The organism is Deinococcus sp. AB2017081, from assembly GCF_034440735.1.
Classification (GTDB): Bacteria; Deinococcota; Deinococci; order Deinococcales; family Deinococcaceae; genus Deinococcus; species Deinococcus rufus.
The window spans coordinates 2,990,418-3,013,607 of sequence record NZ_CP140098.1 but is presented as its reverse complement, the minus strand read 5'-3'; the positions used below and the strand labels follow the sequence as shown (position 1 = coordinate 3,013,607).

General features: G+C 68.8%; 24 protein-coding genes. 9 read left to right on the top strand and 15 right to left on the bottom strand.

From position 1 onward, the window contains the following. Positions 1-57: 57 nt before the first annotated feature. The 11 genes from U2P90_RS14680 to U2P90_RS14630 all read right to left on the bottom strand — a co-directional run bounded on the left by U2P90_RS14680 (position 58) and on the right by U2P90_RS14630 (position 10,912). Positions 58-291 (bottom strand): hypothetical protein, encoded by a 234-nt coding sequence (locus tag U2P90_RS14680; protein WP_322472720.1) that lies wholly within the window; start codon positions 289-291, stop codon positions 58-60. Positions 292-476: 185 nt separating this feature from the next. Then, on the bottom strand, positions 477-1,538 hold the full coding sequence (locus tag U2P90_RS14675; RefSeq protein ID WP_322472719.1) for an SDR family oxidoreductase: 1,062 nt from the start codon (positions 1,536-1,538) through the stop codon (positions 477-479). Between the two features lie 293 nt (positions 1,539-1,831). Next, positions 1,832-3,616, bottom strand: a complete 1,785-nt coding sequence (locus U2P90_RS14670; RefSeq protein ID WP_322472718.1) for a hypothetical protein — start codon at positions 3,614-3,616, stop codon at positions 1,832-1,834. Between the two features lie 253 nt (positions 3,617-3,869). After that, positions 3,870-4,832: an RluA family pseudouridine synthase gene (locus U2P90_RS14665; RefSeq protein ID WP_322472717.1), complete on the bottom strand. Its 963-nt coding sequence runs from the start codon at positions 4,830-4,832 to the stop codon at positions 3,870-3,872. After that, complete coding sequence (locus U2P90_RS14660; RefSeq protein WP_322472716.1) at positions 4,829-5,308, bottom strand: DUF6194 family protein; 480 nt, start codon at positions 5,306-5,308, stop codon at positions 4,829-4,831. Before U2P90_RS14660 ends, U2P90_RS14665 begins: the two co-directional genes overlap by 4 nt. A 125-nt stretch (positions 5,309-5,433) precedes the next feature. Continuing rightward, complete coding sequence (locus tag U2P90_RS14655) at positions 5,434-5,913, bottom strand: shikimate kinase (RefSeq protein ID WP_322472715.1); 480 nt, start codon at positions 5,911-5,913, stop codon at positions 5,434-5,436. Then, the gene (locus U2P90_RS14650; protein WP_322474710.1) at positions 5,910-7,709 is read right to left on the bottom strand and encodes an ATP-binding protein; all 1,800 of its coding nucleotides are present in this window, start codon (positions 7,707-7,709) and stop codon (positions 5,910-5,912) included. The genes U2P90_RS14655 and U2P90_RS14650 overlap by 4 nt, the downstream gene beginning before the upstream one ends. 106 nt (positions 7,710-7,815) lie before the next feature. Continuing rightward, complete coding sequence (locus U2P90_RS14645; protein WP_322472714.1) at positions 7,816-8,880, bottom strand: DNA double-strand break repair nuclease NurA; 1,065 nt, start codon at positions 8,878-8,880, stop codon at positions 7,816-7,818. A 92-nt stretch (positions 8,881-8,972) separates the two neighbouring features. Next, entirely contained in the window at positions 8,973-9,605 is a 633-nt protein-coding gene (locus U2P90_RS14640) for a Crp/Fnr family transcriptional regulator (protein WP_295814614.1), read from the bottom strand. Between the two features lie 144 nt (positions 9,606-9,749). After that, the gene (locus U2P90_RS14635; protein ID WP_295814612.1) at positions 9,750-10,664 is read right to left on the bottom strand and encodes a histone deacetylase; all 915 of its coding nucleotides are present in this window, start codon (positions 10,662-10,664) and stop codon (positions 9,750-9,752) included. Between the two features lie 71 nt (positions 10,665-10,735). After that, a complete protein-coding gene (locus tag U2P90_RS14630) occupies positions 10,736-10,912 on the bottom strand; it encodes a hypothetical protein (protein ID WP_295814608.1) in 177 nt (58 codons plus the stop codon). Positions 10,913-11,040: 128 nt separating this feature from the next. Between U2P90_RS14630 and purB the strand changes: the two genes are divergently transcribed. Further along, on the top strand, positions 11,041-12,348 hold the full coding sequence (purB, locus tag U2P90_RS14625) for an adenylosuccinate lyase (RefSeq protein WP_322472713.1): 1,308 nt from the start codon (positions 11,041-11,043) through the stop codon (positions 12,346-12,348). Positions 12,349-12,417: 69 nt separating this feature from the next. On the opposite strand, the gene U2P90_RS14620 is transcribed toward purB, so the two are convergent. Next, positions 12,418-12,822, bottom strand: coding sequence for a hypothetical protein (locus tag U2P90_RS14620; protein WP_322472712.1), 405 nt, complete (start codon positions 12,820-12,822; stop codon positions 12,418-12,420). A 67-nt stretch (positions 12,823-12,889) separates the two neighbouring features. Here U2P90_RS14620 and U2P90_RS14615 point away from each other — a divergent pair, with 67 nt between their 5' ends. The 6 genes from U2P90_RS14615 to U2P90_RS14590 all read left to right on the top strand — a co-directional run bounded on the left by U2P90_RS14615 (position 12,890) and on the right by U2P90_RS14590 (position 18,441). Then, positions 12,890-13,258 (top strand): phage holin family protein, encoded by a 369-nt coding sequence (locus U2P90_RS14615; RefSeq protein ID WP_322472711.1) that lies wholly within the window; start codon positions 12,890-12,892, stop codon positions 13,256-13,258. Positions 13,259-13,368: 110 nt separating this feature from the next. After that, on the top strand, positions 13,369-14,169 hold the full coding sequence (gene panC / locus U2P90_RS14610) for a pantoate--beta-alanine ligase (RefSeq protein ID WP_380101891.1): 801 nt from the start codon (positions 13,369-13,371) through the stop codon (positions 14,167-14,169). After that, positions 14,166-15,242 carry a type IV pilus twitching motility protein PilT gene (locus tag U2P90_RS14605; RefSeq protein ID WP_295814598.1) on the top strand — a complete coding sequence of 359 codons (1,077 nt, stop codon included), beginning with the start codon at positions 14,166-14,168 and terminating at the stop codon, positions 15,240-15,242. The genes panC and U2P90_RS14605 overlap by 4 nt, the downstream gene beginning before the upstream one ends. 197 nt (positions 15,243-15,439) lie before the next feature. After that, on the top strand, positions 15,440-16,612 hold the full coding sequence (locus tag U2P90_RS14600) for an ABC transporter ATP-binding protein (protein WP_322472710.1): 1,173 nt from the start codon (positions 15,440-15,442) through the stop codon (positions 16,610-16,612). A gap of 140 nt (positions 16,613-16,752) precedes the next feature. Next, positions 16,753-17,508 carry an ABC transporter substrate-binding protein gene (locus U2P90_RS14595; protein ID WP_322472709.1) on the top strand — a complete coding sequence of 252 codons (756 nt, stop codon included), beginning with the start codon at positions 16,753-16,755 and terminating at the stop codon, positions 17,506-17,508. Between the two features lie 144 nt (positions 17,509-17,652). After that, the gene (locus U2P90_RS14590; protein WP_322472708.1) at positions 17,653-18,441 is read left to right on the top strand and encodes an amino acid ABC transporter permease; all 789 of its coding nucleotides are present in this window, start codon (positions 17,653-17,655) and stop codon (positions 18,439-18,441) included. Between the two features lie 7 nt (positions 18,442-18,448). Here U2P90_RS14590 and U2P90_RS14585 read toward each other — a convergent pair whose 3' ends face one another. Further along, on the bottom strand, positions 18,449-19,129 hold the full coding sequence (locus U2P90_RS14585; protein WP_295823280.1) for a hypothetical protein: 681 nt from the start codon (positions 19,127-19,129) through the stop codon (positions 18,449-18,451). A gap of 139 nt (positions 19,130-19,268) precedes the next feature. On the opposite strand from U2P90_RS14585, the gene malQ reads away from it, so the two are divergent. Next, entirely contained in the window at positions 19,269-20,780 is a 1,512-nt protein-coding gene (malQ, locus tag U2P90_RS14580; protein WP_322472707.1) for a 4-alpha-glucanotransferase, read from the top strand. An 82-nt stretch (positions 20,781-20,862) separates the two neighbouring features. Next, a complete protein-coding gene (locus U2P90_RS14575) occupies positions 20,863-21,435 on the top strand; it encodes a cob(I)yrinic acid a,c-diamide adenosyltransferase (RefSeq protein ID WP_322472706.1) in 573 nt (190 codons plus the stop codon). Positions 21,436-21,624: 189 nt separating this feature from the next. Here the strand turns inward: U2P90_RS14575 and U2P90_RS14570 are convergent, their stop codons facing one another. Together U2P90_RS14570 and U2P90_RS14565 are read right to left on the bottom strand one after the other, a co-directional pair. After that, positions 21,625-22,791 carry a glutathionylspermidine synthase family protein gene (locus U2P90_RS14570; protein ID WP_322472705.1) on the bottom strand — a complete coding sequence of 389 codons (1,167 nt, stop codon included), beginning with the start codon at positions 22,789-22,791 and terminating at the stop codon, positions 21,625-21,627. Then, positions 22,788-23,165 (bottom strand): hypothetical protein, encoded by a 378-nt coding sequence (locus U2P90_RS14565; protein ID WP_322472704.1) that lies wholly within the window; start codon positions 23,163-23,165, stop codon positions 22,788-22,790. Before U2P90_RS14565 ends, U2P90_RS14570 begins: the two co-directional genes overlap by 4 nt. Positions 23,166-23,190: the final 25 nt, after the last annotated feature.

Below are 23,190 nucleotides of genomic sequence, written 5' to 3'. Positions count from 1 at the left end.
CCGCACAGTGTAGGGCACGCTCCCCGGAAGGAACGTGCCCTGGCCCGGCCGCAGGGCTCAGCCGCCCTGACGCTCGTCGTCGTTGGGATCGACTCCAAAGCTCGTCCCCGTGTCCATCGCTGGCCGCTCACCGTCCACACCCGGCACCGCGTTCCCGTCGCCAGCGGTCGAGGTGCCCGTGGGCGTGTCCGTCATGCCCGTCTCGGACTCGTCGTAGTTCCCGGCGCGGTCACTCATGCCGTTGCCGGCGTCACTGGGCAGCCCGCCCTGCTCGTCGTCTCGTTTCGTCATGCCCCGAGGCTAGGAGGTCGCGCTGGCCAGGGGGCAAGCCGGACTTGAGCGAAGGTGAATGGTCACCGGCATCAGGCCGTTCTGTCTGCCGGGTGCCAGTGGCTGGCCGTCTGGTTCTCCCGCGTTGAGGTCATGAATCCCGCAACCGGCACCGCACGGCCCGTCCTCTTCCGCCGTTCCCAGGCTCAGGGAATCAGGCGGTCTCGGCGCAGCCGCGCGAACAGGTCGAAGAAGGCGTCGTCGGTGGGCTGGTAGGCCGTGAACCCCAGCCGCCGGCTCTTCGACATGTCGGTCACGACTTCCACGGGCCGTCCCAGATCGGCGTCGGTGTGCCACGGCGAGGCCAGCCGCCACAGGTCGGGCTCGGCGAGTCCGTCCCGCACCGCGAGCTGCTCCCACCGGGCCGCGTCGCCGGCCATCTGCTCTTCCAGGGGGCGCACCGTGCCGTCGAAGGGGACGGCCTCGAGCCCGAACCAACTGGCGATCCGGCCCCACATCCACTGCCAGCGGAAGACGTCGCCGTTCACGACGTTGAAGGCCTCGTTGTGCGCCGCGCCCGTCTCGGCGGCCCACAGCAGGTGGCGGGCGAGCTGCCGGGCGTCGGTCATATCCGTCAGGCCGTGCCACTGCGCGGCCGAGCCGGGAAAGCGCATGGGGCGGCCCGTCTCGCGGCACAGCGTGGCGTAGACCGCAAGCGTGGTGCCCATATTCATGGCGTTGCCGACCGCCTGGCCGATGACCGTGTGTGGCCGGTGGACACTCCATGTGAAGCCGTCGCGCTCTGCCGCCGCAAAGAGGGCGTCCTCCTGCGCGTAGTAGAAGTTGGGCACGTCCAGCCGGCCCTGTTCCTCGCGGAAGGGGGTCTGCGGCAGCGTGCCCTGGCCGTACGACTCGAACGGGCCCAGGTAGTGCTTGAGGCCGGTGACCAGCGCGACGTGGCGGGGGCCGGTCGCAGCAGGCAGGCCGTCGAGCAGATGGCGCACCATGGCCGAATTGACCCGGATGTTCTCGGCCTCGCTGTCCTGCCGCGCCCAGGTGGTGATGAACACCGTGTCGGGGTGGACATTGGACAGGGCGGCGGCCGTTGCGGCGGCGTCCTGAAGATCGGCCACCACCGGCAGGATCGCTCCGGTCTGATCCGGGCGTCGGGCGAGCCCGTGAACCGTCCACCCGTGTTCCAGCAGCAGCGTCGCCACCGCGCTGCCGGCGATTCCACTTGCGCCCACCACCAGTGCTGTTCTTGCCATGTCGCTCCTCCTGTTGGTGCGGTCAGCGCCGACCGGTACCATAGGCCGCCCGATCCCTTCCAGTGCTGCGGGTGGGCCTGGGCAGACATTCACGTTTCGGAGGACGACTGGGCGTGGGGAACAGCGGGAGCGGAGGGGCGGCACCGCTGGTACGAGGAAAGCAGGCGCAGGGGCCTCGGATCAGGCATCTTCGAGGCCCCACTGTTCCTGACCGGGTCAGGTGCTCTGACGCTGGTGAGACGAGAACGAGACTGGCGCAGGCACAGCTATCCCTTCAGCAGGAGACCGGCCGCTTACGGAGCGCACCCCGGTGCCCGGAACGAGCCGATGCGGGTCTGCCAGCCGGCGACGCTGGCGGCCTGTCCGGCGGCGGTGTAGTACTCGTTCACGTACCAGAACGTGCAGTCGTCCGTGGGATCGACGTTCATGGAGGTGTAGTCGCCCCAGCGGGAGTTGACAGTGCGCTGCACGCCGCTGCCCGCGATCAGGGTCTGTTCACCCAGGGTCATGGTGCCAGGAGCGTCGGTCGCCAGTCGGCCGGTGTAGCGGATGCCGGGGAAGACGTCCACGCCGTTCACGACACTGTAGCCCAGGCCCATGTTGCCCCTGCCGTCCATGGCAACGCTGCCCATCCAGCGCTGGATGCCGTCGCCCGGCGCGTAGGTGCCCTGCTGGTGCACCGAGTACGCGCCGTCCACGCGCCGCACCTCGTACCAGCGCATCCCGGCCACTCCGGGGCTGGCCTCGACGGTCTGGGTGGTCACGAAGGACTCGTGTCTGCCGAAATTCCGGTACGCCAGGCGGTACAGCGGACGCTGCCGGTACGACAGGACATCCAGGAACTGATCGCGGTTCGTGATGCCCGGCTGCGGCAGGCAGTCGCGCGAGGTCGGGCCGCACGGGAAGATCGAGTCGAACGGCGCGACCGGCAGCTTGGCCGCCAGAGTCAGCGAGGCGTCGGGCCTGGAGTTCCACTGCACCAGCAGCTCATACACGTTCAGGGCGTCCGTGGTCGCGCCGTACCCCGCGCCGTCGTCCTCGGTGCCGATGATCGGTGCGGCGATCCGGGCCTGCGGGCGGCGCGTGCCGTCGATATCCGGCGGGAGCAGGCCGTCCCCGATCTCGTTCAGGGGCACCACGCCGTCCTGTAGCAGGAAGCGCACGGCGCGGGCCTTGGGATCGCCGGCGATCATCTTGTTCTTCTCCAGCGCATACACGCCGATGCCGTATTCGCCGCTGCCCCCGAACTCGCGGGTGGTCAGGATGTACGAGTCCGTCCACACGCCCAGTTTCGGGTAATCCGGGAAGAACGTGCCGGACGTGAAGGCGTAGCGGTAGTACGACCCGGTGGGGTCGCCCGTGGTCGAGACGGCCACACACTCGTAGAACGGCAGCGCCGGGTTGTTCAGGCCGCGCGTGGTGAACTGCGTCAGGATCCAGCGGTCCACAAGTTGGTCGTACACGACGATGGGATCACCCGAGTTGTCCGTGCAGTCCGGCACCGGGAAGCCCGCCCACAGATCACCGAGCTTCGACGGCCCCAGCAGCCGGTTGCCCTGTTTGTCGTACACGGCGAACGCCAGGTTGGTCATCTCGACGTAGTGGTTCGGGCCGACGTCCCCGACCGGATCCGGCGGGTTCACGCGGCCACCGTACAGGGTGAAGTTGTCCTGGCTGCTGAGGCCCTCGAAGTTCGCGACCGGGGCCGAGACCTGCGGGCCGATGGCGGCCGTGCCCAGCGTACCGGTCGGCTGCAACGCGGCATCGCGGGTGTGGCCCCGATCCATCGTCACGCGGCCACGATCCGGGCGGATGTCCAGAGGTTCAGCCGTGGCGTCGGCCGCTGTCGGGACACGGGGTGGCAGGGTTCGGGCCAGGGCACGGAAACTGGGCGAGCGGTCGAAGGCGCTGGCCTCGCGGTACTGCGGGACGGCCCCCAGCGTGGTCGCCTGTGGCTGAGCAGTGCGGTCGCCACAGCCGCTCAGGAGTGCCAGACCCAGCAGCGTGGGGCTGGTCAGCCAGCCGGTCGGGCGGCGGCCGATGACGTGGGGCGAGGGCCGGAACGGCGATCTCTTCATGCGTCCCCCTCTGTCCCCGGGCAGACGCGGGCCGGCCATCCGGCGACGTGGGCGGCAGTCAGGCCAGATCCTGACCTGCACCACTGGGCGCAGAAAAGCTGGAATTCACGGAACCCGGAGCTGTATTGATGTGGCCTTCTCCAGGAGCAGGCGCGTCATTCGAGTGTGAAGAAGGTCACCTCCGGTTATACGCCCCGGAGAATCTGAGCACAAGATGAAGCCTCGTTCGCCTGCTTCATGAGGCCTTCATTTTTTACAGCTCTTCCAGATTTCCCGGTACCGAGCCTCCCAGGGCCACCCATGCCTGGAGCAGGTCGTCCGGGGCGGGGGCATGCAGGTGCAGCATGTCGCGCGTGACCGGGTGTGGGATGTCCAGGAACTGCGCGTGCAGCGCGTGCCGGGGCATGATCTCGCTGAGTCGGCCGTACACCGGGTCGCCCAGCAGCGGCGAGCCCAGGTGCAGCAGGTGCACGCGGATCTGGTGTGTGCGGCCCGTGCGCGGCTGGGCCCGCACCAGCGCCAGCGTTCGCCCGTGCCCGTCGCGGTGTGCGGCCAGTGGCGTCACGAGCGTCTGCGCGTCCCGGAACTGGGCACCGCCTACGGTCATGCGCTGCCGCTGGATGGGGTGGCGACCGATGGGCGCATCGACCTGCACCGGCGCGTCGGCCTTCCACGTGCCCGCGGCGATCGCGAGGTACGTCTTGCGGGTATCACGGTTCTTGAAGGCTGCGGCCAGTTTCGCGTGGGCCTGCACGGTCTTGGCCACCACGATCACGCCACTCGTGTCCTTGTCGAGCCGGTGGACAATGCCGGGGCGGAAGCCGTCCGGGCCGTCGAAGCCCTCCTGCTCGGGCAGGGTCGTGCGGCCCAGCAGGGCGTTCACCAGCGTGCCGGTCGTCACGCCCGGCGCGGGGTGCGTGACCATGCCCGGCGGTTTGTTCACGGCGATCAGGTGCTCGTCCTCGAACAGGATGTCCAGCGGCACATCCTCCGGGGCCACGTGTGAGTCGGGCGGGCGCGGCACGGCCACACTGACGGTCTCGCCGCCGCGCAGCTTCACGCTGGCCTTCAGGGCGGGCACGCCGTCTACGAGCACGAAGCCCCCGGCGATCCACCCAGCCACCTGCGAGCGGCTCTGCCCGCTCAGCGCCGACAGCACGGCGTCCAGGCGGCCGGGCGTGGCGCTGAAGCTCAGGGTGGGGGAGGGCACGGTCATCCGGGCAGTGTACCCGCTGGGCCACGAGGCCTTCCCGCCTGCGCGTGGTTCTGCACGGCCCGCGCGTACGCCTCGTCCAGCAGGGGCCGCAGCGCCGCCACGGTGGCCGCGCAGGGGCTCAGGACGCACACCCACGACATCGGCGCGTACACCGGGTGCGGCAGCAGCGTGTCTAGCATGGTGAAATCATGCCCGGTGCTCACCAGCCCGTCCGTTCCCGTCCGGGGGGGTGGCCCGAAGTGCGCCCGATACGTGTCCGGCGACACGCCGATGTTCACGCGGTACACGCCCGGCCGCGCCAGGTCGGACGCCGTGTCGTGCGCGTCGTCCGGCACCACTGTCACGAACGGCCGTGTGCGTTCGGGCAGCAGGCGGCCGTCCGGGTCGTACATCACGAACACCGTACCGCCGTGCTCCAGGAACTCCGCGTCGGGGTAGAGGCCGCGCAGGTGCTGCAGAAATTCGGTGTGATCCATGCCTCCCCCTGGACACCGGGTGCCGGCGTCCTGAACGGTGTATCGGTGCTCGACCGTGCGTCCTGACCCGTCCATCGTCGATGAGTGCCGTGAGAGAATGCCGGGCCGAGGGCTTCACCGCACCTTCACCCCACGAGGGCCAGCACCGCGTCCGCAGTCTCGGCTACGGTCATCCCCGACGTGTCGAACTCCATGTCCGCACCCCGCCGCAGCAGCGGTTCCACGTCGCGCAGATTCGCCAGGATCTCGGCCTGATCCTCCGGTGTCTTGCCGTACGGGTTGTCCGTCCGCGCCTGTACACGCGCCAGGATCACGTCCGCCGGGGCGCTGAGCAGCACGACCTTCCCGAACAGCCGGTAGAACTGCCCCTGGTTCGCCACACACCCGGCCACGACCAGCGGCACGGAGCGGGGCCTACCGAGCAGTTCACGCATCCAATCCTCGCGCCACAGCCAGCCGGCATTGTCCGATCCCGGCAACGCGCCCCACACGCACCAGCCGCCCACGTCCGTCTCCACGACCTCGCACCCACGCCGTGCGAGCTCTGCCAGCACCGACGACTTCCCGGTGCCGGACATGCCGGTGAGGAGGACGCGCCCGCTCACCTCAGCCAGTCCTCGCCGACCTCGGCGACAGGGCGGCCGTCCAGGTCGTCGACCTCGTCCTTTCTCGTGGCCCACGCGGGAAACGGGTAGTTGATCAGCACGGGGTTGGGCACGTCGGGCTGGCTGACCAGCATGGTGCCGGGCTGCAGGATGCCGGCGCGTGCGCGGAAGCTCTGAGGCAGGAAGCGGTACTCGGGCCGCTCGGCCTCGGCCAGGTCGAGGCGCCCGACCACGCGGATCGCGGCGTTCGAGACGATGCGCCGCTCGACCTCGCTGGCCGTCTGTTGCGCGCCGATCAGGATGATGCCCAGGGATCGGCCCCGCTCGGCGATCTCCAGCAGGATGTCCTTGATCGGGCTGCTGTCGTCGCGCGGCGCGTACTTGTTCAGCTCGTCGAGCACCACGAACACCGTGTCCTGGCGGCCAAAGCGTTCCTTGTGCTCGAAGACCTCGCGCAGCAGCACGCCCACCACGAACATCTGCGCGGGACCGGACAGGTTGTGGATGTCCACGACCGACAGCTGCGCGCCCCGCAGCAGGTTCGGTCGGAAGCGCTCGGCCTCGGCGGCCGTGATGTCGCCGCGGATCAGGGGGTTCAGGTGCTTCTGCACGCCGCGCAGCCGGCGCGTGAAGGCGCGCAGCGTGCCGGGCGACTGCTTCAGCACCCACTTGGGGTCGCCCTCGCCCTCGCGGTCTTCGAGCAGCTTGAATTCCAGGTAGGAGATCAGCTGCTCGAAGGTGCGGATGGTGATGCCGCCGACCTCCGTGAAGCTCAGCTCCTCCAGCGCCACGTCCGCCTCGTCAGGCGTCCAGTCCTCGACGGTCACGCCGGGCCCCGTCTGTCCCTGCGCGAGCCGCGCGAGTTTCTCCTCGACGTTGCCGATGACAAACCCCAGGTTCAGGCTGCTGCCGGCGTCGCTGAACACGAAGGGCAGCATGCGCTTCTCGCAGAACTCGCGCAGCGTGAACACGAAGGGCGTCACGCCCTCGCCCCGCTGATCCGTGTGCGGCGTGATCGCCCCGCTGACCGACCCCGGGCGCGGCGGCGCGAGGAACTGCGCGTCCCGGAACGGCGTGCGCGGCAGGCCCATGATCGTGTAGCGGTCGCTGCTCAGGCCCTTCTCGGCGCTGGCCTGGGCCTCGCGCTTTTCGACCTTGCTGTTCGGTTTGTCCAGAAACAGCAGATCCTCGCCCTTGACGTTGAAGATGATCGCCCGGCCGCCCGCCGACCCCGCCATCTGGCCGCCGCTGGCCGCCGACACGCGATCCATGACGCCGCTGCGGAAGATCGAGTGCAGCAGGAACAGCGCGTAACTGGTCTTCGTCGCCACGCCGGAGATGCCCGAGATGTTGATGTGCCCGCCGCTCTCGCCGTTCACGAAGCGGAAGTTCAGTGGCAGCGCCTGCCCGTCAGCCAGGAGTCCGGCGGGGAAGGCGGCCTCCTGCATCTTGTCAGCGCTCAGGGCCATCTTCAGATCGTCACCCCGCGCGTGCCGCACGAGGTCGCCCGGCTGCGGCGGGATGAAGTGCTCGGGATCGACCCGCGTGACCAGCACCCGCGCCGCGTAGCTCACGCTGGCCGGCAGCACGCCCGCCACCACGTCCTCCACGTCCGACTCGAAGGTCACGCCCTCGTGCCGCTTGCGGACGTTGTCCACCAGCCCGTAGAACGTCACGACCCGCCCGTCCGGCCGCGTCGTCTGCACCGTGATCAGGTCGTCGAGCTGCACGCTCGCCCCCTTCGTGACCGCGAACCAGAACACGGTGGGCGTGACGTCCTCGGTGCCGAGGATCATGCCGATCATGCCGGCCTCCGGCCGGCGCGGAGAGCCGAGCGCAGAGGGCAGAGGGCTAAACCCGCTGTCGGCGCTCCGCTCTCTGCCCTCTGCCCTCTGCGTCCCATCATGCCACCGCCTCCGGCCCGTACATCTGCGCGATATGGGCGCGGATGCGGCGCGTCACGAGTTCGGGGCTGCCCATGGCGCGGCCCATGGCGTGTTCCAGGGCGGCGGTCGGGATCAGGTTCTGGGGGGCGCGGGGATCCTTGTGCGGTGCACTGGCGAGCCGGCACAGCAGGGTGCCCGACAGATTGGCAATGTCCAGCACGCCGCGCGGCACAAAGTCGCTGTCGTCGGGGGCGTGCATCTCCAGGCGCATCACACCGGCCAGCGGGTGTTGATAGAACGGCGGATCGCACAGCCGCACATACCACGTGAAGCGCTGCTCACGACCTTCACTGTCCGCGCCGCCGCCCTGGTCGCCCACCCGGAACCGCAGGACGGGCGTGCGCTCGCCGGGCTTCAGCGTTCCCAGCAACCCGATCCGGTCAGCGCCCAGATAGTCGGTGTGCAGCGTCTTCACATAGCCCAGGACAGCCCGTCCGGCCCCGCCGATCCTGACGGGGCCGTCTTGCAACACCAGCGTGTCGGGCAGGGCGTTGGGATCGTGCTCGTCCAGCGGCAGGGCTGAGGCGAGGTCACTGCTCAGGGTGGCCTCGGCGTCCAGCATCAGACGCTGCACCTTGCCCCGAGCGCCCTCCAGCTGGGCACCGTTGAAGCGGTGCGGATGGTAGTCCAGCTGTCCGGTATGCGGATTGCGTGGGCTCAGTCGCGCAGGTTCCAGCATGGTGCCCGGCGTGTCGGAGCTGTAAGCCAGGATGCGCTGAGCGGCCACGCCGTACAGCTCGGCCTGACGCGAGCCGTGTGGGCAGAGGTTCACCGCGCCCACCACATACGCCCCGAAGCCAGCCAGGCTCAGGCCGCCCGCCTCGTCGTCCAGTAGCAGTCGGGCCTCCATGCGTGGCTTGCCGTCCACCACGAGTACCTGTTCCAGTCGTCTCGGGACGTCTCGGGGAGCAACGGCGGCCCAGGTATCGGTTTCGGCGTTGAAGACCAGCCCGGCGAAGGGTTTGAGCGTGAGTTGTCCATCCTGGGTATCCACGGGCCAGGGGTCGAGGCGGATCTTCATTGGCGGCATTCTAGGACGCGCCGACCGGGCGGCACCGGGCAGGCCACACGAAAAACGCCCGCCGGGGTGGCGGGCGCTCCGGGGGGCAGACGTCAGCCGTGGTAACCGCTGAGCATCCGCAGCCGTTCCTCGTCGGTCAGGGTCAGGCAGCGGTACGCAGGGGTCAGCAGACCGTCGTCGCGCATCTCGCCGATGAGCTTGCTCACGCTCTCGCGGGTGGCGCCGGTGCCCTCGGCAATGAGCTCGTGCGTGGCGCGGACGTACCGCACGCCGTCGGCGTGCTGGCCGCCCAGGGTGGAATCGGCCAGATTCAGCAGGTACCGTGCGATGCGCTCGCGCAGGTCGCCGTCCTGGATGTGAACGCCGTCGGTCATCATGCGCTGGAGCTGAGCGGACAGGCTGCGGGTCAGATCCCACACGTCGGTCGGGGTCAGGTGCTGCGGGTGGATGGGCGTGAGTACCGCGTCGGTCAGGGCCACGACCTGATGGGCCCGGCCGGTGCCGTGCAGCGTCTCCTCGCCGAAGATGTCGCCGGGGCGGATGTGCCGCACGGTCAGGTTCCGGCCCTGCGGCGTCAGGCGCACGGCGCGCATCAGGCCGGATTCCAGGCGGTACAGGCTCGGCGCACTGTCGCCGGCGTAGTACAGGGTCTGGCCCCGTCGGACGGTGCGGGTGGACTCGGGGTGGTGGGTGTACGCGGGGGCCGTGGGGCTGATGTACGTCATGTCCACTCCTGTGCCGAAAGCCACAGGTGCGGCGTCCGGTCAGCGGCTGCGGTGCTCGTCGCCTGTTGACGGTGACTGTATAACCTTTGTACAACCCTGGTCAAACCATGAGAGCATTCCTGAATGACGGCTCAAGGCAGGTTGCTACCACCCGTGCGCAAACACGTCGAGGCCGTCCAGCACGACGCTGGCGTGGGCCTCGACGGTCAGCGCATGATCGCGGTTGTAGCCCCCGGCCGTCACCGTGACCACGGGAACACCCGCTGTCCTGGCCCACGTCAGCACAGTCCGGTTGCGCTCCTGCACGCCGTCCAGCGTCAGGGCAAAGCGTCCGAAACGGTCACCCGCCAGCACATCTACCCCCGCCAGGTAGATCAGCAGGTCGGGCCGGAAGGTATCCAGTGCGGGCAGGGCGTGGTGGCGCAGCACCTCCAGGTACTCGTGATCCGTCACCCCGTCGCCCAGGCCCAGATCCAGCGAGCTGGCCTCCTTGCGGAAGGGATAGTTGCGCTCGCCGTGAATGCTCAGTGTGAAGGCGCGGGACTCGGCCGCCAGCAGTGAGGCCGTTCCATTGCCCTGGTGGACGTCCAGATCGATCACCGCGACCCGGCTCGCCAGACCGTCGTCCAGCGCGATGCGCGTCAGGATCGCGGCGTCGTTCACCAGACAGAAACCCTCGGCGCGGTCGCGGAAGGCGTGGTGGGTGCCGCCCGCCAGATTCGCGCCCCAGCCCACCCGCAGGGCGTCGTGCAGGGCGGCCAGTGATCCCCCCGCCGCCCGCCGGGCCCGTTCCACCACGCCCGGCGACCACGGCAGCCCGAAGGCCCGCTCCTCCTGGGCCGTGACCTCGCCCCGTCGCCAGCGCCGCAGCCACAGCGGATCGTGCACCCGCCCCGCGTCGGCCCAGGGCAGCGCCGGGGTGTCTAGCACCGGCAGCACCCCCGACAGTCGGTCGCGCACGCCCGCGTACTTGTACGCCGGGAAGCGGTGTCCCTCCGGCAACGGAAAGGTGTAGGCGGCCGGCGTATAGGCGCGGAAGGGGTGGCCGGATGAACTCACGCGCCGATTGTGGCCCGGCCACGCCCCTCACACGGCAAGCCAGCACACGGGCACGGGAACCGGGTGCCGGATCAGCCCTCCTCGCGCAGCGCCCGTACGATCCAGAAGCCCGCCACGTCCAGTACGGCCAGGAGCAGCAACGAGCCCAGGCCCGCCAGCCAGTCCCCTCGCCCCACCTGCATGACCATGCTGAAGATCCCGCCCAGGTTCACGCTGATCAGGATCAGCAGCAGCAGGCCCAGGATCATGTGTGGTGGGGTGGCCGGCGGCGCAGCGGTGTCATGGCGGTCGGTGTCATGCCGTCAGTGTAGGAACTCCGGACCCGGCCTATCCGTGATGTCCGGGGGCCGTGGTGGGCGGTGCTACGCTCCGGGGCGTGATCGACCGTTACCTGACCCCCGAGATGAAGGCCCTGTGGAGCGAGGCCAGCAAGTACCGCGCGTGGCTGAAGGTGGAACTCGCCGCCATGGACGCCCAGGCCAATCACGGCGAGGTGCCCCGTGAGGCCCACACCGCCCTGACCGCGCAGAGCGCCGCCGATCCCCTGGACGACGCCTTTGCCGACAAGGTCGCCGAGATCGAGGCCGTCACCCGTCACGACATCGTGGCCTTCACACGCGCCCTGACCGACCGGTACGGCGAACACGCCCGCTTCATCCACCACGGCCTGACCAGCACCGATGTCGTGGACACCGCCCAGAACCTGCTGCTGGACGAGGCACTGGGCCTGATCATCACGGATGTCGAGGCGCTGCACGCGGTCTGCCGGATCCAGGCGGTGGCCTACAAGCACACGCCCACGGTCGGCCGCACGCACGGCATCCACGCCGAACCCATGACCTTCGGCCTGAAGTTCCTGAACTGGATGGCGACCCTGGAACGCGATCTGGAGCGCCTGAATGCCGCCAGAAAGCGCGTGCAGGTCGTGATGCTGTCGGGCAGCGTGGGCACCTACGCGCACGTGTCCCCGAAGGTCGAGGTCGAGGTCGCCGCCGCGTGGGGCTGGCAGGCCGCGCCCGTCACCAACCAGACCCTGGCCCGCGACCGCCACGCCGAGGTGCTGTCCGCCCTGGCGATCCTGGGCACCACCCTGGAGCGCATCGCCGTCGAGATCCGCCACCTCCAGCGCAGCGAGGTGCGCGAGGCGATGGAGCCCTTTGGCAAGGGGCAGACCGGCAGCAGCAGCATGCCGCACAAGAAGAACCCCATCCTGACCGAGAACGTCACCGGCTTTGCCCGCCTGCTGCGCGGCTTCCTGACCACCGGCCTGGAAAACGTCGCCCTGTGGCACGAGCGCGACATCTCCCACTCCAGCGCCGAGCGCGTCATCCTGCCGGACGCCACCGCCGCCGCCAGCTACGCCACGCGCCGCCTGACCGGCGTGCTGCGCGATCTGGTCGTGTTCCCGGACCGCATGCTGAAGAACCTGAACGACCTGGGCGGTCTGGTCTTCAGCCAGCGCGTGTTGCACGCGCTGATCGACGAACAGGGCATGAGCCGCGAGGCCGCGTACGGCCTGGTGCAGCGCAATGCCCTGCGGAGCTGGGAAACCGGCGAGGGCCTGCGCGACCTGCTGAAGGCCGACCCGGAAAACCCGCTGGACGACGCCCATCTGGACGCCGCCTTCGATCTGCAGTGGTACCTGAGGCACGTGGACGACATCTACGCGCGGTTCGGGCTGTAAGTTGATCGGTCATCGGGTTGAGGGCGTGGAGTGATCGGGGCACCGGAGCCTCTGACCGTCACCGCGTCCTCACTTCAGTCGTTTCAGCGAGCAGGTGCCCAGGATGTTTTTGGTGGGCGCCATGTACGCGTAGTCGGCGCTGAAGTCGCTCTGATACCCGTCGATGGTATTGAAGGTGCATCCGGTGATCGTTCCGCCAGGGCCGGCATATGGGTTCAGGAGCAATTGCTTCTTGTTCGCGGAACAAAAGAGGATCGCGTCGTGCGGATAGCGCAGATCGTCGCTGACGATGCCGTTCAGTCGAGGCTCGTTCGGGCTGTTGACCCTGATCGTGCCGGTTCTCGGTGCTTTGCCTGATTCCGTGACGGTGTACTGCCACACCTGCCCCGGATGCAAGGGCAGAGACGCCGATTGTGACGCGATGCCGGGGGCACAGGCGACGGCAAGGAGTGGTAGGAACAGGAGTCTCTTCACAATTCCATGCCAGTGGATGCCGGTTTCCTGCCATGCCGCACACTGACCCATCCCGTATCCTGTCCCCATGGGATTCATCATCCGGCTGCTGGTCAATGCCCTGGCGCTGTACCTGCTCACGCAGGTGTACGGGGGCGTGAGTTTCGCGCCCGGCGCGGACGTGGTCGGGGTGCTGATCGCGGCGCTGGTCATGGGGATCGTGAACGCGCTGATCCGGCCGGTGCTGCTGCTGCTGTCGCTGCCGGTGAACGTGCTCACGCTGGGGCTGTTCACGCTGGTGGTGAACGGCGTGGTGCTGTACCTCGTGGCAGCGGTGACGGCGCTGAATGTGAACGGCTTCGGCGCGGCGATCATCGGGGCGCTGATTCTGACCGTGATCTCGTGGGTGCTCGATGCCGTGGTGGGAGCGCTGGGCCTGGACGGGAAGAGCGAGTGACCACGCCGCCTGCCCCGCCGCATGACGTGGCGACCCCGGCCGTGTACCGCGATCCTCTGCTGCTGCGGGCAGCGCTGGGCGGACAGGGCGTGGTGGGCTTCGTGCCCACCATGGGCTACCTGCACGAGGGACACGCGACCCTGATCCGGCAGGCGCGGCAGGCCTGCGACGTGGTGGTGCTCAGCATCTTCGTCAATCCCCTTCAGTTCGGCCCGAAGGAGGATCTGGCGAAGTACCCGCGTGACCTGGAGCGCGACCTGCGCGTGGCGGCCGGGGCGGGTGTGGATGCGGTCTTCTTTCCGGAAGTGGAGACCATGTACCCGCCGGGATTCGACACGCGGGTGGTGGTGTCGGGCGTCAGCGAGCCGCTGGACGGCGCGGCGCGGCCCGGGCATTTCGTGGGCGTGGCGACCGTGGTGCTCAAACTCCTGAACCTCGTGCAGCCCGGGCGGGTGTTCCTGGGCGAGAAGGACTGGCAGCAGCTGGCCGTGCTGCGGCGCATGGTCACCGACCTGAATGTGCCGGTCGAGGTCGTGGGGGTGCCCACGGTGCGCGAGACGTCGGGTCTCGCCATGAGCAGCCGCAACTCGTATCTGACGGCGCCGCAGAAGGAGCGGGCCACGGTGCTGCACCGGGCGTTGCGCTCGGTGCAGGCGGCCTACGCGGGGGGCGAACGCCGAACACTGGCGCTGCGACAGGCAGGCCTGGACGTGCTCGCCCACGAGCCGGACGCAGAGGTGGAATATCTGGAGGTCGTGGGGGCTGACCTGCTGTCCAGTGACATGCTGGAAAGAGAACGTGAGGACAATGACCCCATGACCCGCGTGCTCGTGGCCGCCCGGATGTACGGCGTTCGCCTGATCGACAACCTGCCCCTGGATCCCGGAGCGACCATCGGGGCCGGCGCGTGACCCTGGACGAACTGCTGCGCGAGATGGTCACGCGCCGCGCGTCGGACGTGCACCTGCAGGCCGGCAGTCCGCCGATGGGCCGCGTGGACGGGCAACTGGTGCCCTTCGGGTCGCAGGCGCTGATGCCGCCGGACACCCAGATGCTCGCGCAGGCACTGATGCCCGCCGAGCAGTGGGAGGACTTCGAATACCGCCACGAGCTGGACATCGCGTATTCGGTGTCGGGGCTGGGCCGCTTCCGCTGCAACGTGTTCCGGCAGCGCGGCGCGGTGGGGATCGTCATGCGGATCGTGTCGGACGCGATTCCGGGCTTCGAGTCGCTGGGTCTCCCGGCCGACCTGATGCGCGGTCTGGCCGACTCGCCGCGTGGCCTGATCCTGGTGACCGGCCCCACCGGCAGCGGCAAGAGCACGACCCTGGCCAGCCTGATCGACCACATCAACCGGACGTTCGCGTACAACGTGATCACGGTTGAGGATCCGGTCGAGATCCTGCACAAGAACAAGAAGAGCATCGTGGTGCAGCGCGAGGTCGGCAGCGACACCCGCGACTTCCGCACCGCCCTGAAATACGCCATGCGCCAGGATCCCGACGTGATCATGATCGGCGAGATGCGCGACAAGGAGACCGTCGAGGCCGCCCTCTCGGCCGCGCAGACGGGCCATCTGGTGCTCAGCACGCTGCATACCCAGGACGCCGTGCGCTCGGTGAACCGCATCATCGACTTCTTCCCGCCCTTCGAGCGCGACCAGATCCGGATTCACCTGGCCGAGTCCCTGGTCGGCATCGTCAGCCAGCGGCTGCTCCGGCGCTCGGACGGAGTCGGGCGGGTGCTGGGGCTGGAGATCATGCTGAACACGCCCCTGATCCAGGACTACATCAAGGACGAGGAGAAGACGCCCCTGATCAAGGATGCCCTGATCGAGGACAACATCCGGGGGATGCACACCTTCGACCAGCACCTCGTGCAGCTGTACCGCAACCACCTGATCACCATGGACGAGGCCCTGGCGTCGGCCACCAGCCCGCATGAACTCAAGCTGATGGTGACCAAGACCGGCACGGCGTACTGACGGGCGGCGCGGCTCCCGACCCGATTGTCCAGCGTGGTGCCAACCGTGCAGCCGGGGCGTGGTAAACTTCGCCCTGTCAGCAAGGCGTCAGTGGAAGTCCGGGTTTCTCGTACACGTACCCCGGTTGCCCGACCCGCTTCCCGCCGGGGAAGCACATTCACGGGCAAGAGTAGGGGCGACAGAGGCAGGCGTAGAGCATGGCAGAAGTCATCCTGGAGCACATCAACAAGCGGTACGGCACCAAGCACCACGCGGTGAAGGACTTCAATCTCCACATCGCCGACCGCGAACTCATGGTGTTCGTCGGGCCGTCGGGCTGTGGCAAGTCCACGACCCTGCGCATGATCGCCGGCCTCGAGGACATCAGCGACGGCATCCTGAAGATCGGTGACCGCGTCGTGAACGACGTGCCGCCCAAGGATCGCGACATCGCCATGGTCTTCCAGAACTACGCGCTGTACCCGCACATGAACGTCTACGACAACATGGCCTTCGGCCTGAAGCTCCGCAAGACGCCCAAGGACGAGATCGACCGCCGCGTCCGTGACGCGGCCAAGATCCTCCAGATCGAGCACCTGCTGGGCCGCAAGCCCAAGGAGCTGTCCGGTGGTCAGCGCCAGCGTGTCGCCATGGGCCGCGCGATCGTGCGTGAGCCGAAGGTCTTCCTGATGGACGAGCCGCTCTCGAACCTGGACGCCAAGCTGCGCGTCGAGATGCGCTCCCAGATCTCCCAGCTGCACCGCCGCCTGGGTGCCACCATCGTGTACGTGACCCACGACCAGGTCGAGGCCATGACGCTCGGCAACCGCATCGTGGTCATGCGCGACGGCGTGATCATGCAGGTCGACACGCCCATGAACCTCTACGACTTCCCGCAGAACAAGTTCGTGGCCGGCTTCATCGGCAGCCCCAGCATGAACTTCCTGACGGGCCGCGTGCAGAACGGCAACTTCGTGATCGGCAACGATCAGGTCGCGCCGATGGGCCGCCTGGGCCAGAGCCTGCGGGCCTACGAGGGCAAGGAAGTCGTCATGGGCATCCGCCCCGAGCACGTGTCGCTGCCGGAAGTGGGCGACATCCCGCAGGGCGTGAACAAGCTGAGCGGCACGGTCGTCGTGGTCGAGCCGCTGGGTGCCCAGACCGACCTGATCATCAGTGTGGCCGGGCAGGACATGACCGTCAAGGTCGAGGGTCAGGCCCTCGTGCAGCCCGGTGACAGCATCAACATCGTGGTCGACCAGACCCGTCTGCACGCCTTCGATCCCGCGACCGAACTGGCCATCGACCGGGGAACGCCTGCCGGCACGCGCGGTCAGGCCGACACGCCCGGCCTGGGCTACGAGTACGCGAGCGCCGTCAGCGCCGACTGAACCCGCTCTGCATGCACAGCGCCGCTCCCACGGGGGCGGCGTTTTCCACGCCCCGCTGTGGGGGCAACTTTACGCTGTGCGCGTCGCCCGCTATGCTTCCCGGCAACCACCTCACCGACCTCGGTACCCAAGGAGTTCCCATGAAGAAGACTCTGCTCGCCCTGACCGCCCTCGCCCTGCTCGCGTCGACCGCCCAGGCCCGCTCCTGGGACGACATCAAGAAGTCCGGCACGATCAAGATCGCCACCGAGGGCGCGTTCCCGCCCTTCAACGTCCTGAAGGGCAAGGTGCTCACCGGCTTCGAGGTCGATCTCGCCAACCAGCTCGCCGCGCAGCTGGGCCTGAAGGTGCAGTGGGTCACGCAGCCCTTCGACAACCTGCTGATCGGCCTGAACCAGGATCGCTACGACTTCGTGATCGCCAGCCACGGCATCACGCCCGAGCGTCAGAAGGCGGTGGACTTCTCCAGCCCCCACTACTGCACGGGCGGCGCGATCGTCACCAAGCCCGGCGGCCCCACCACGGCGGCGGCCCTGAGCGGCAAGTCGGTGGCGGTGCAGGTCGGCACCACGTACCTGGAGAACGTCCGCAAGGTGCCCGGCGTGGGCGACGTGAAGACCTTCCCCAAGGACACCGACGCCCAGGCCGCCCTGATGGCGGGCCGCGTGGACGCCTGGGTGGGCGACAAGTTCACGGGCCTGGATCTCGTGAAGGCGCAGAAGGGCAAGGTCGTGCAGGGCGCGCTGCTGTTCAACGAGCGCATCGGCATGGCCGTCAAGAAGGGCAACTCCGGCCTGCTGAAGGAACTCAACGCCGCCCTGACCAAGAGTCTCAGCGACGGCAGCTACGCCAAGCTGAGCGGCCAGTACTTCGGCACGGACGTCCGCTGCCGCTGAGTCCGGCGTGACGTGGCGGGACGGCTCCGGTTGGGGTCGTCCCGCCGCCCTGTGTACCGTGTCTACGCGCCGGTATGCCATCATTCCCCAAATGTCCTCACGCTCACTGTCTGGAACCGGTCTCCGCAGTCCGTGGAGCCCCGCGTGACTGCCGCGAAACCTGTGCGCCCCGGCCCGCCCGGTGGCGGCCTGCTGCTGTGGGTGGCGGGCGCGGTGCTGGCCTTCCTGGCGCTGTTCTTCGTGATCACGCTGATCCTGCGCCAGATGCCCGATCCCATCGGGCCGCGTGCCGACCTGTTTGTCGAGGGGGCACGGATGACCCTGCAGCTCACGGTGGTCAGCGGCCTGATCGGGCTGGTGATCGGCATGATCGCGGGCATCCAGAAGACCAGTGCCAGCGCGTGGGTGCGTGCCCCGGCGAACTTCTTCGTGTGGATCATCCGGGGCACGCCGCTGCTGGTGCAGATCCTGTTCGTGTACAACGCGCTGCCGCCGCTGCTCCAGGGCATCGGCATCAACGTGCAGCTCAACGAGTTCTGGTCGGCGGTGATCGCCCTGGCGCTGAACGTCGGCGCGTACAACGCCGAGGTCATCCGGGCGGGCATCCTCGCCATACCACGTGGGCAGACCGAGGCCGCCCGCTCGCTGGGCCTGAGCGGGGCGCAGACCATGGGCACGGTGGTGCTCCCGCAGGCGCTGCGGATCGTGGTGCCGCCGCTGGTGAACAATCTCGTGGCGCTGCTCAAGGACTCGTCGCTGGCGTCCAGCATTGCGCTGCTGGAACTCACGCTGGCCGGCTCCCGCGTGAGCAGCGAGAGCTTCCAGCCGATCCCGGTGCTGACCACCGTGGCCGTGGTGTATCTGGCCCTGACCAGCGTGATGACCCTGTTCACCGATCAGCTGGAAAGGCGCGTGAAGATCGCCACGCGCTGAGGGCCGTCTACCACGCCTTCCGGAACTTCCCCACGCCGGGTGTCCAGTTCAAATTCAGGGGGCGGGTGACGGCCTCGGGGGTGATTCCTGCCTTCGCGCAAGCCTGCTGCGCGGCGCGCGGCGCGACCGCCATGGCGCTCAGGGTGCCGCCAGTGCGGGCGGGAACGTAGGTCACGCTGAGGGTCACTCCTTTCAGACACGCGGGCACCGAACCGGGGTAGAAGTCCACGTCGCGGAGCAGGGGGATCACGGTGGTGTCCTTCACGACCTCCAGGCCGCCCGGTTCCAGCCACCCGAAGGCGGTACGGGTCTGGCAGCTGCCCGCCGAGCACCATTCACGGTTCACCACGAGCAGCGTGCGCGCTCCGGCAGCGTAGGTGGCGGCCCGCAGGGTGGTGAACACGCTGGCAGTGGTGGTGGCGGTGTGGCCACGCCAGTCCAGATACGCTGCCCCCGTCACCTGGGTGGTGAAGAGGTTCTGGAAGGCCGTCCAGTCCAGGGCCTCCTGTCGCGCCACGGCCAGCAGCGACGTCTCGCCGGACACGGGCGTGAATGTGGCGAGGTGGCCGCGCAGGCCGTCCAGCACGGCGGACGATGGACTGGCCGGAGCCGGCGCAGACGCCTGGACGACACCAAGCAGACCACACAGGGCCACGGCCGCCTTGAAGGCGAGATGGATCACAGTCACCGTCGTAGCACGCCGGGTCTCACGGAATTCTGATCGTCCGCTGAGGCCGGGCCGCGTGGGGAGTACGGTGCATTATCCTCGGTCTGTCTGGAATCACTTCCACCCTGCGATCCCGTCCATGTCCCTGGAGGTTCCTCCCATGTCCATCCCACGTTCCAGCGGCGTCCTGCTGCACCCCACCAGCCTTCCCGGCCCGTACGGTATCGGCGAACTGGGTATTCAGGTTCGCACCTTTATCGACTGGCTCGCGGCCGCCGGCCAGAAGTACTGGCAGGTCATGCCCCTGGGCCCGACCGGCTACGGCGACAGTCCGTACCAGGCGTTCAGTGCCTTTGCCGGGAATCCCTACCTGATCGACCTGACCGAGCTGCGCGCCGAGGGTCTGCTGCTCGATACGGACTTCCAGGCCGTGCCGGACTTCCACCCGCAGAAGGTGGACTTCGGGCAGCAGTTCATCTGGCGCAACCAGATGCTGGAACGGGCCTACGCGCATTTCGCGTTCGGCGATGGCCAGGCCCCGGAACTTGCCGCGCAGTTCGAGGCTTTCAAGGCCGCCGAGGCGTCGTGGCTGGACGACTACGCCCTGTTCATGGCCCTGAAGCGCACGTACGGCGGCCTGCCGTGGAACGCGTGGGAGCCGGCCGTACGCGACCGTGATCCCCAGGCCCTGAAGGCTGCCACCGAGTCCCTCGGGCAGGCGCTCGACCGCGTGAAGTTCACGCAGTTCCTGTTCTTCCGGCAGTGGAACGCCGCCCGTGCGTACGCGCACGAGCGCGGCATCCAGATCATCGGGGACATCCCGATCTTCGTGGCGATGGACTCCAGCGATGCGTGGGCGAACCGCGCGCAGTTCTACTTCGACGACGCCGGCCAGCCGACCGTCGTGGCGGGCGTGCCGCCGGACTACTTCTCCGAGACGGGGCAGCTGTGGGGCAACCCCCTGTACAACTGGGACGCCATGCGGGCTGACGGCTACGCGTGGTGGATCGAGCGCTTCCAGGGCAGCCTGAAGCTGTACGACGTGATCCGTATCGACCACTTCCGCGGCTTCGCGGCGTACTGGGAGATTCCCTTCCCCGCCGAGACCGCCATCCACGGCCGCTGGGTGCCCGCCCCCGGCCACGAGATGTTCGAGGCGGTGCGCGAGGCCCTGGGTGTCCTGCCGATCATCGCGGAGGATCTGGGCGTGATCACGCCGGACGTCGAGGCATTGCGCGACGACTTCGAGTTCCCCGGCATGGCCGTGCTGCAGTTCGCGTTCGGTGGCGGAGACTTCAGCGTGAACGACTTCCTGCCGCACAACCTGCGCGAGAACCAGGTCGTGTACACCGGCACCCATGACAACGACACCACGCGGGGCTGGTGGGTGCATGCCGACGAGCTGGAGAAGCACAATTTCCGCACCTACACCAGCAGTGATCCCTCCGAGGAGAGCTTTGCGCCCCAGCTGATGCGCATCGCCTTCGAGACGCGCGCGAACCTCGCCGTCGTGCCCCTCCAGGACATCTTCAACCTGGGTACCGAGGCCCGCATGAACCTGCCGGGCACCACCGGCGACCACAACTGGACGTGGCGCTACAACGCCGCCGACCTGCGCCCCGACCTCGCCGCCAGCCTGCGCAAGCTGACGGAGGAGACGAACCGGGCCTGACGAAGCAGTGGGCCAGGGGGGCAGGGCAGAGGGCGAAGGATGTTGCTCTCTGCCCTGCCCCCTCTGCTCTAGGCTGTCCTCCATGAAGCTCTACACGAAGACCGGCGACGGCGGCACCACGGGCCTGTACGGGGCCGACCGGGTCAGCAAGGCGAACATCCGCGTGGAGGCGTACGGCACGGTCGACGAGCTGAACAGCGCCATCGGCCTCGCGCGGGCGCACAACACGCGCAGCCACAAGCCCGACCCGGCGCTGGATGCCGACCTGGAGTACCTCCAGAACGCCCTGTTCGACGTGGGGGCCGACCTCGCCACGCGCAGCGGCACCACCTACGAGGCGAAGATCACCCGCATGGACGAGCAGGACGTCACGTTCGTCGAGGCGATGATCGACCGCTACCAGGACGCCGCGCCGCCCTTCACGGGCTTCGTGCACCCGGGCGGCACGCCCGCCGCCGCCGCCCTGCACGTGGCCCGCACCGTCGCCCGCCGCGCCGAGCGCGAGGTGATCCGCCTGCTGCACGAGGAGGACGCCAACGCGCACGTGCAGGTGTACCTCAACCGCCTCTCCGACCTGCTGTTCGTCATGGCCCGCGCCGCGAACCAGGCCGCCGGCGTGGGGGAGCACGCGTGGCTGGTGAAGGGGCGGCGGTAAGCGGTCGGAGGGTCTGAAGGTCGTACCGTCCGCACGTCAGACGTTCGGCCCTTCACAGCGCTGGTCAGTTCCGCCCCGGGGCTGAGAAGATGCCTCAGGGCTCCACTTCCAACCGCTGCCCTGTCCGGGACTCGCTCCGCTCGTTTCAGAGGCACCCAGGGCAACCCTCAATGCCTCTGAACTCTGCTGTCAGACTCCTTCTGGCAGGATCACGTGCGGCACGAAGGTCGCGCGGTTGTCCGTGACGCGGCCGCGGCCCTCGCGGATGCCCATTCCGCAGACCTCGTCGCCGGCGATCCAGATGCCCAGCACGGGGTAACGGGGGCCGTCCGGGGCGTGGAAGGTGGACAGATCGGTATACGCCTGCTCGACCACTGGCAGGTCGGCGTAATCGCCGGGGGTGGTCGGCTCGCCGGGAAGCTGGACGTTCTGCCCCTCGCGGGAGTACAGGGGCTTGCGCACCACGGCCGGGCCGAGCGCGCCGGGGGTCAGGGTGGCGGGGAGCAGGTGCGGGTGGCCGGGGTGGCGCTCGTGCAGCAGCGCCAGCAGGCCCTTGCTGCCCGTCACGGTCTTCCACAGCGGCTCGATGAAGCGCGTGTGCGTGGTCGCCAGGAACGCGGCGTCGGGGGACTCCCACGCGAACTCGAAGGGCCACAGCCACAGCAGGTGCCGGATGGGCAGCGTCAGGGTGTCGAGCAGCGTGTCCGACTCGGGACTGGTGCCGATCTGGGCCACGGACGAGTAGCTGCTGCTGGCCCCGGCCTGCTCCGCCAGGTCGCGCAGGTACGTGACGGTGGCGATGTCCTCGTCCACGTCCGCGGCGCTGAAGTGCACGTGCCCCACGCCCCGTGCGCGGATCAGGTGCGCCCACTGTGCACCCAGCGCCTCGTGGACGCTGTTCCACTGGTCGGCGGTGCCCGGGAGCTCGCCCGCCGCGCGGCGATCCTCCAGCCACTGCCACTGGGCCACAGCCGCCTCGATCAGGCTGGTGGGCGTCTGGGCGTTCACCTCCAGCAGCTTCACGTCCTGCCCGTCGTACGCGACGTCCAGGCGCATGTAGACGGTCGGGTCGTCCCGCTCCCACGACGCGCGCACCGCGGCGTGCAGGAACGCGGGAATGCCGAGCTCCGCGAGCCGGCCGGTCTCGATGGCGTGCCCGGTGGCGTCCAGCACCAGCCGCGTGAGCTCCTGAGACGCCGCTGCGACGCGCTCGATCTCGGCAGGTGTGAAGGCGTACGCGGCGTCCTCGCCCCAGTAGGGGACAGGGTGCTCGGGCGTCGGCGCGTACCACGTGAAGCCCACGGCACGCAGGCGTTCCTCCCAGCCTGGGCGGGGGGCGAAGGTCAGCCGCCTCATCCGCCGAAGGAGCCGCTGCGCGCCGACCCCAGGAAGCCGCCGCGCGTGACGGGCGCGCGGAACGTGCCGTAGCTGCCACGCGCCGGGTCGTAGGTCACGCCGCCGGCCAGGGTCTTGCCGCGGCCGTCGTAGCCCAGGTACTGCCGGGTGCCATTGAAGACCCGGATATACGGCCCGAAGTACGTGCCGCCGCTGCGCTGGCAGGGGTTGGACAGGCCCTGCGTCAGGAGCGCGCGGTTGGCGTCCAGGCACTGCTGGGAGCTGCCGTACGACCAGCGGGTGTAGCCGGCCGTGTCCACCCCGGCCGGCCCGCACGCGGCGAGCACGGCGGGCAGCGCGGCCAGGAGCGGCAGGTGGAAGGTCTTCGTCCTCATGCTTCTCAGTACGGCCGATTCCGCT

Excerpts from the sequence above, each read along its gene's own strand:
- U2P90_RS14680 (WP_322472720.1), bottom strand. The coding sequence starts at position 291 with ATGACGAAACGAGACGACGAGCAGGGCGGGCTGCCCAGTGACGCCGGC.
- U2P90_RS14675 (WP_322472719.1), bottom strand. The coding sequence starts at position 1,538 with ATGGCAAGAACAGCACTGGTGGTGGGCGCAAGTGGAATCGCCGGCAGC.
- U2P90_RS14670 (WP_322472718.1), bottom strand. The coding sequence starts at position 3,616 with ATGAAGAGATCGCCGTTCCGGCCCTCGCCCCACGTCATCGGCCGCCGC.
- U2P90_RS14665 (WP_322472717.1), bottom strand. The coding sequence starts at position 4,832 with ATGACCGTGCCCTCCCCCACCCTGAGCTTCAGCGCCACGCCCGGCCGC.
- U2P90_RS14660 (WP_322472716.1), bottom strand. The coding sequence starts at position 5,308 with ATGGATCACACCGAATTTCTGCAGCACCTGCGCGGCCTCTACCCCGAC.
- U2P90_RS14650 (WP_322474710.1), bottom strand. The coding sequence starts at position 7,709 with ATGATCCTCGGCACCGAGGACGTCACGCCCACCGTGTTCTGGTTCGCG.
- U2P90_RS14645 (WP_322472714.1), bottom strand. The coding sequence starts at position 8,880 with ATGAAGATCCGCCTCGACCCCTGGCCCGTGGATACCCAGGATGGACAA.
- U2P90_RS14640 (WP_295814614.1), bottom strand. The coding sequence starts at position 9,605 with ATGACGTACATCAGCCCCACGGCCCCCGCGTACACCCACCACCCCGAG.
- U2P90_RS14630 (WP_295814608.1), bottom strand. The coding sequence starts at position 10,912 with ATGATCCTGGGCCTGCTGCTGCTGATCCTGATCAGCGTGAACCTGGGC.
- U2P90_RS14615 (WP_322472711.1), top strand. The coding sequence starts at position 12,890 with ATGGGATTCATCATCCGGCTGCTGGTCAATGCCCTGGCGCTGTACCTG.
- panC (WP_380101891.1), top strand. The coding sequence starts at position 13,369 with ATGGGCTACCTGCACGAGGGACACGCGACCCTGATCCGGCAGGCGCGG.
- U2P90_RS14600 (WP_322472710.1), top strand. The coding sequence starts at position 15,440 with ATGGCAGAAGTCATCCTGGAGCACATCAACAAGCGGTACGGCACCAAG.
- U2P90_RS14595 (WP_322472709.1), top strand. The coding sequence starts at position 16,753 with ATGAAGAAGACTCTGCTCGCCCTGACCGCCCTCGCCCTGCTCGCGTCG.
- malQ (WP_322472707.1), top strand. The coding sequence starts at position 19,269 with ATGTCCATCCCACGTTCCAGCGGCGTCCTGCTGCACCCCACCAGCCTT.
- U2P90_RS14575 (WP_322472706.1), top strand. The coding sequence starts at position 20,863 with ATGAAGCTCTACACGAAGACCGGCGACGGCGGCACCACGGGCCTGTAC.
- U2P90_RS14570 (WP_322472705.1), bottom strand. The coding sequence starts at position 22,791 with ATGAGGCGGCTGACCTTCGCCCCCCGCCCAGGCTGGGAGGAACGCCTG.
- U2P90_RS14565 (WP_322472704.1), bottom strand. The coding sequence starts at position 23,165 with ATGAGGACGAAGACCTTCCACCTGCCGCTCCTGGCCGCGCTGCCCGCC.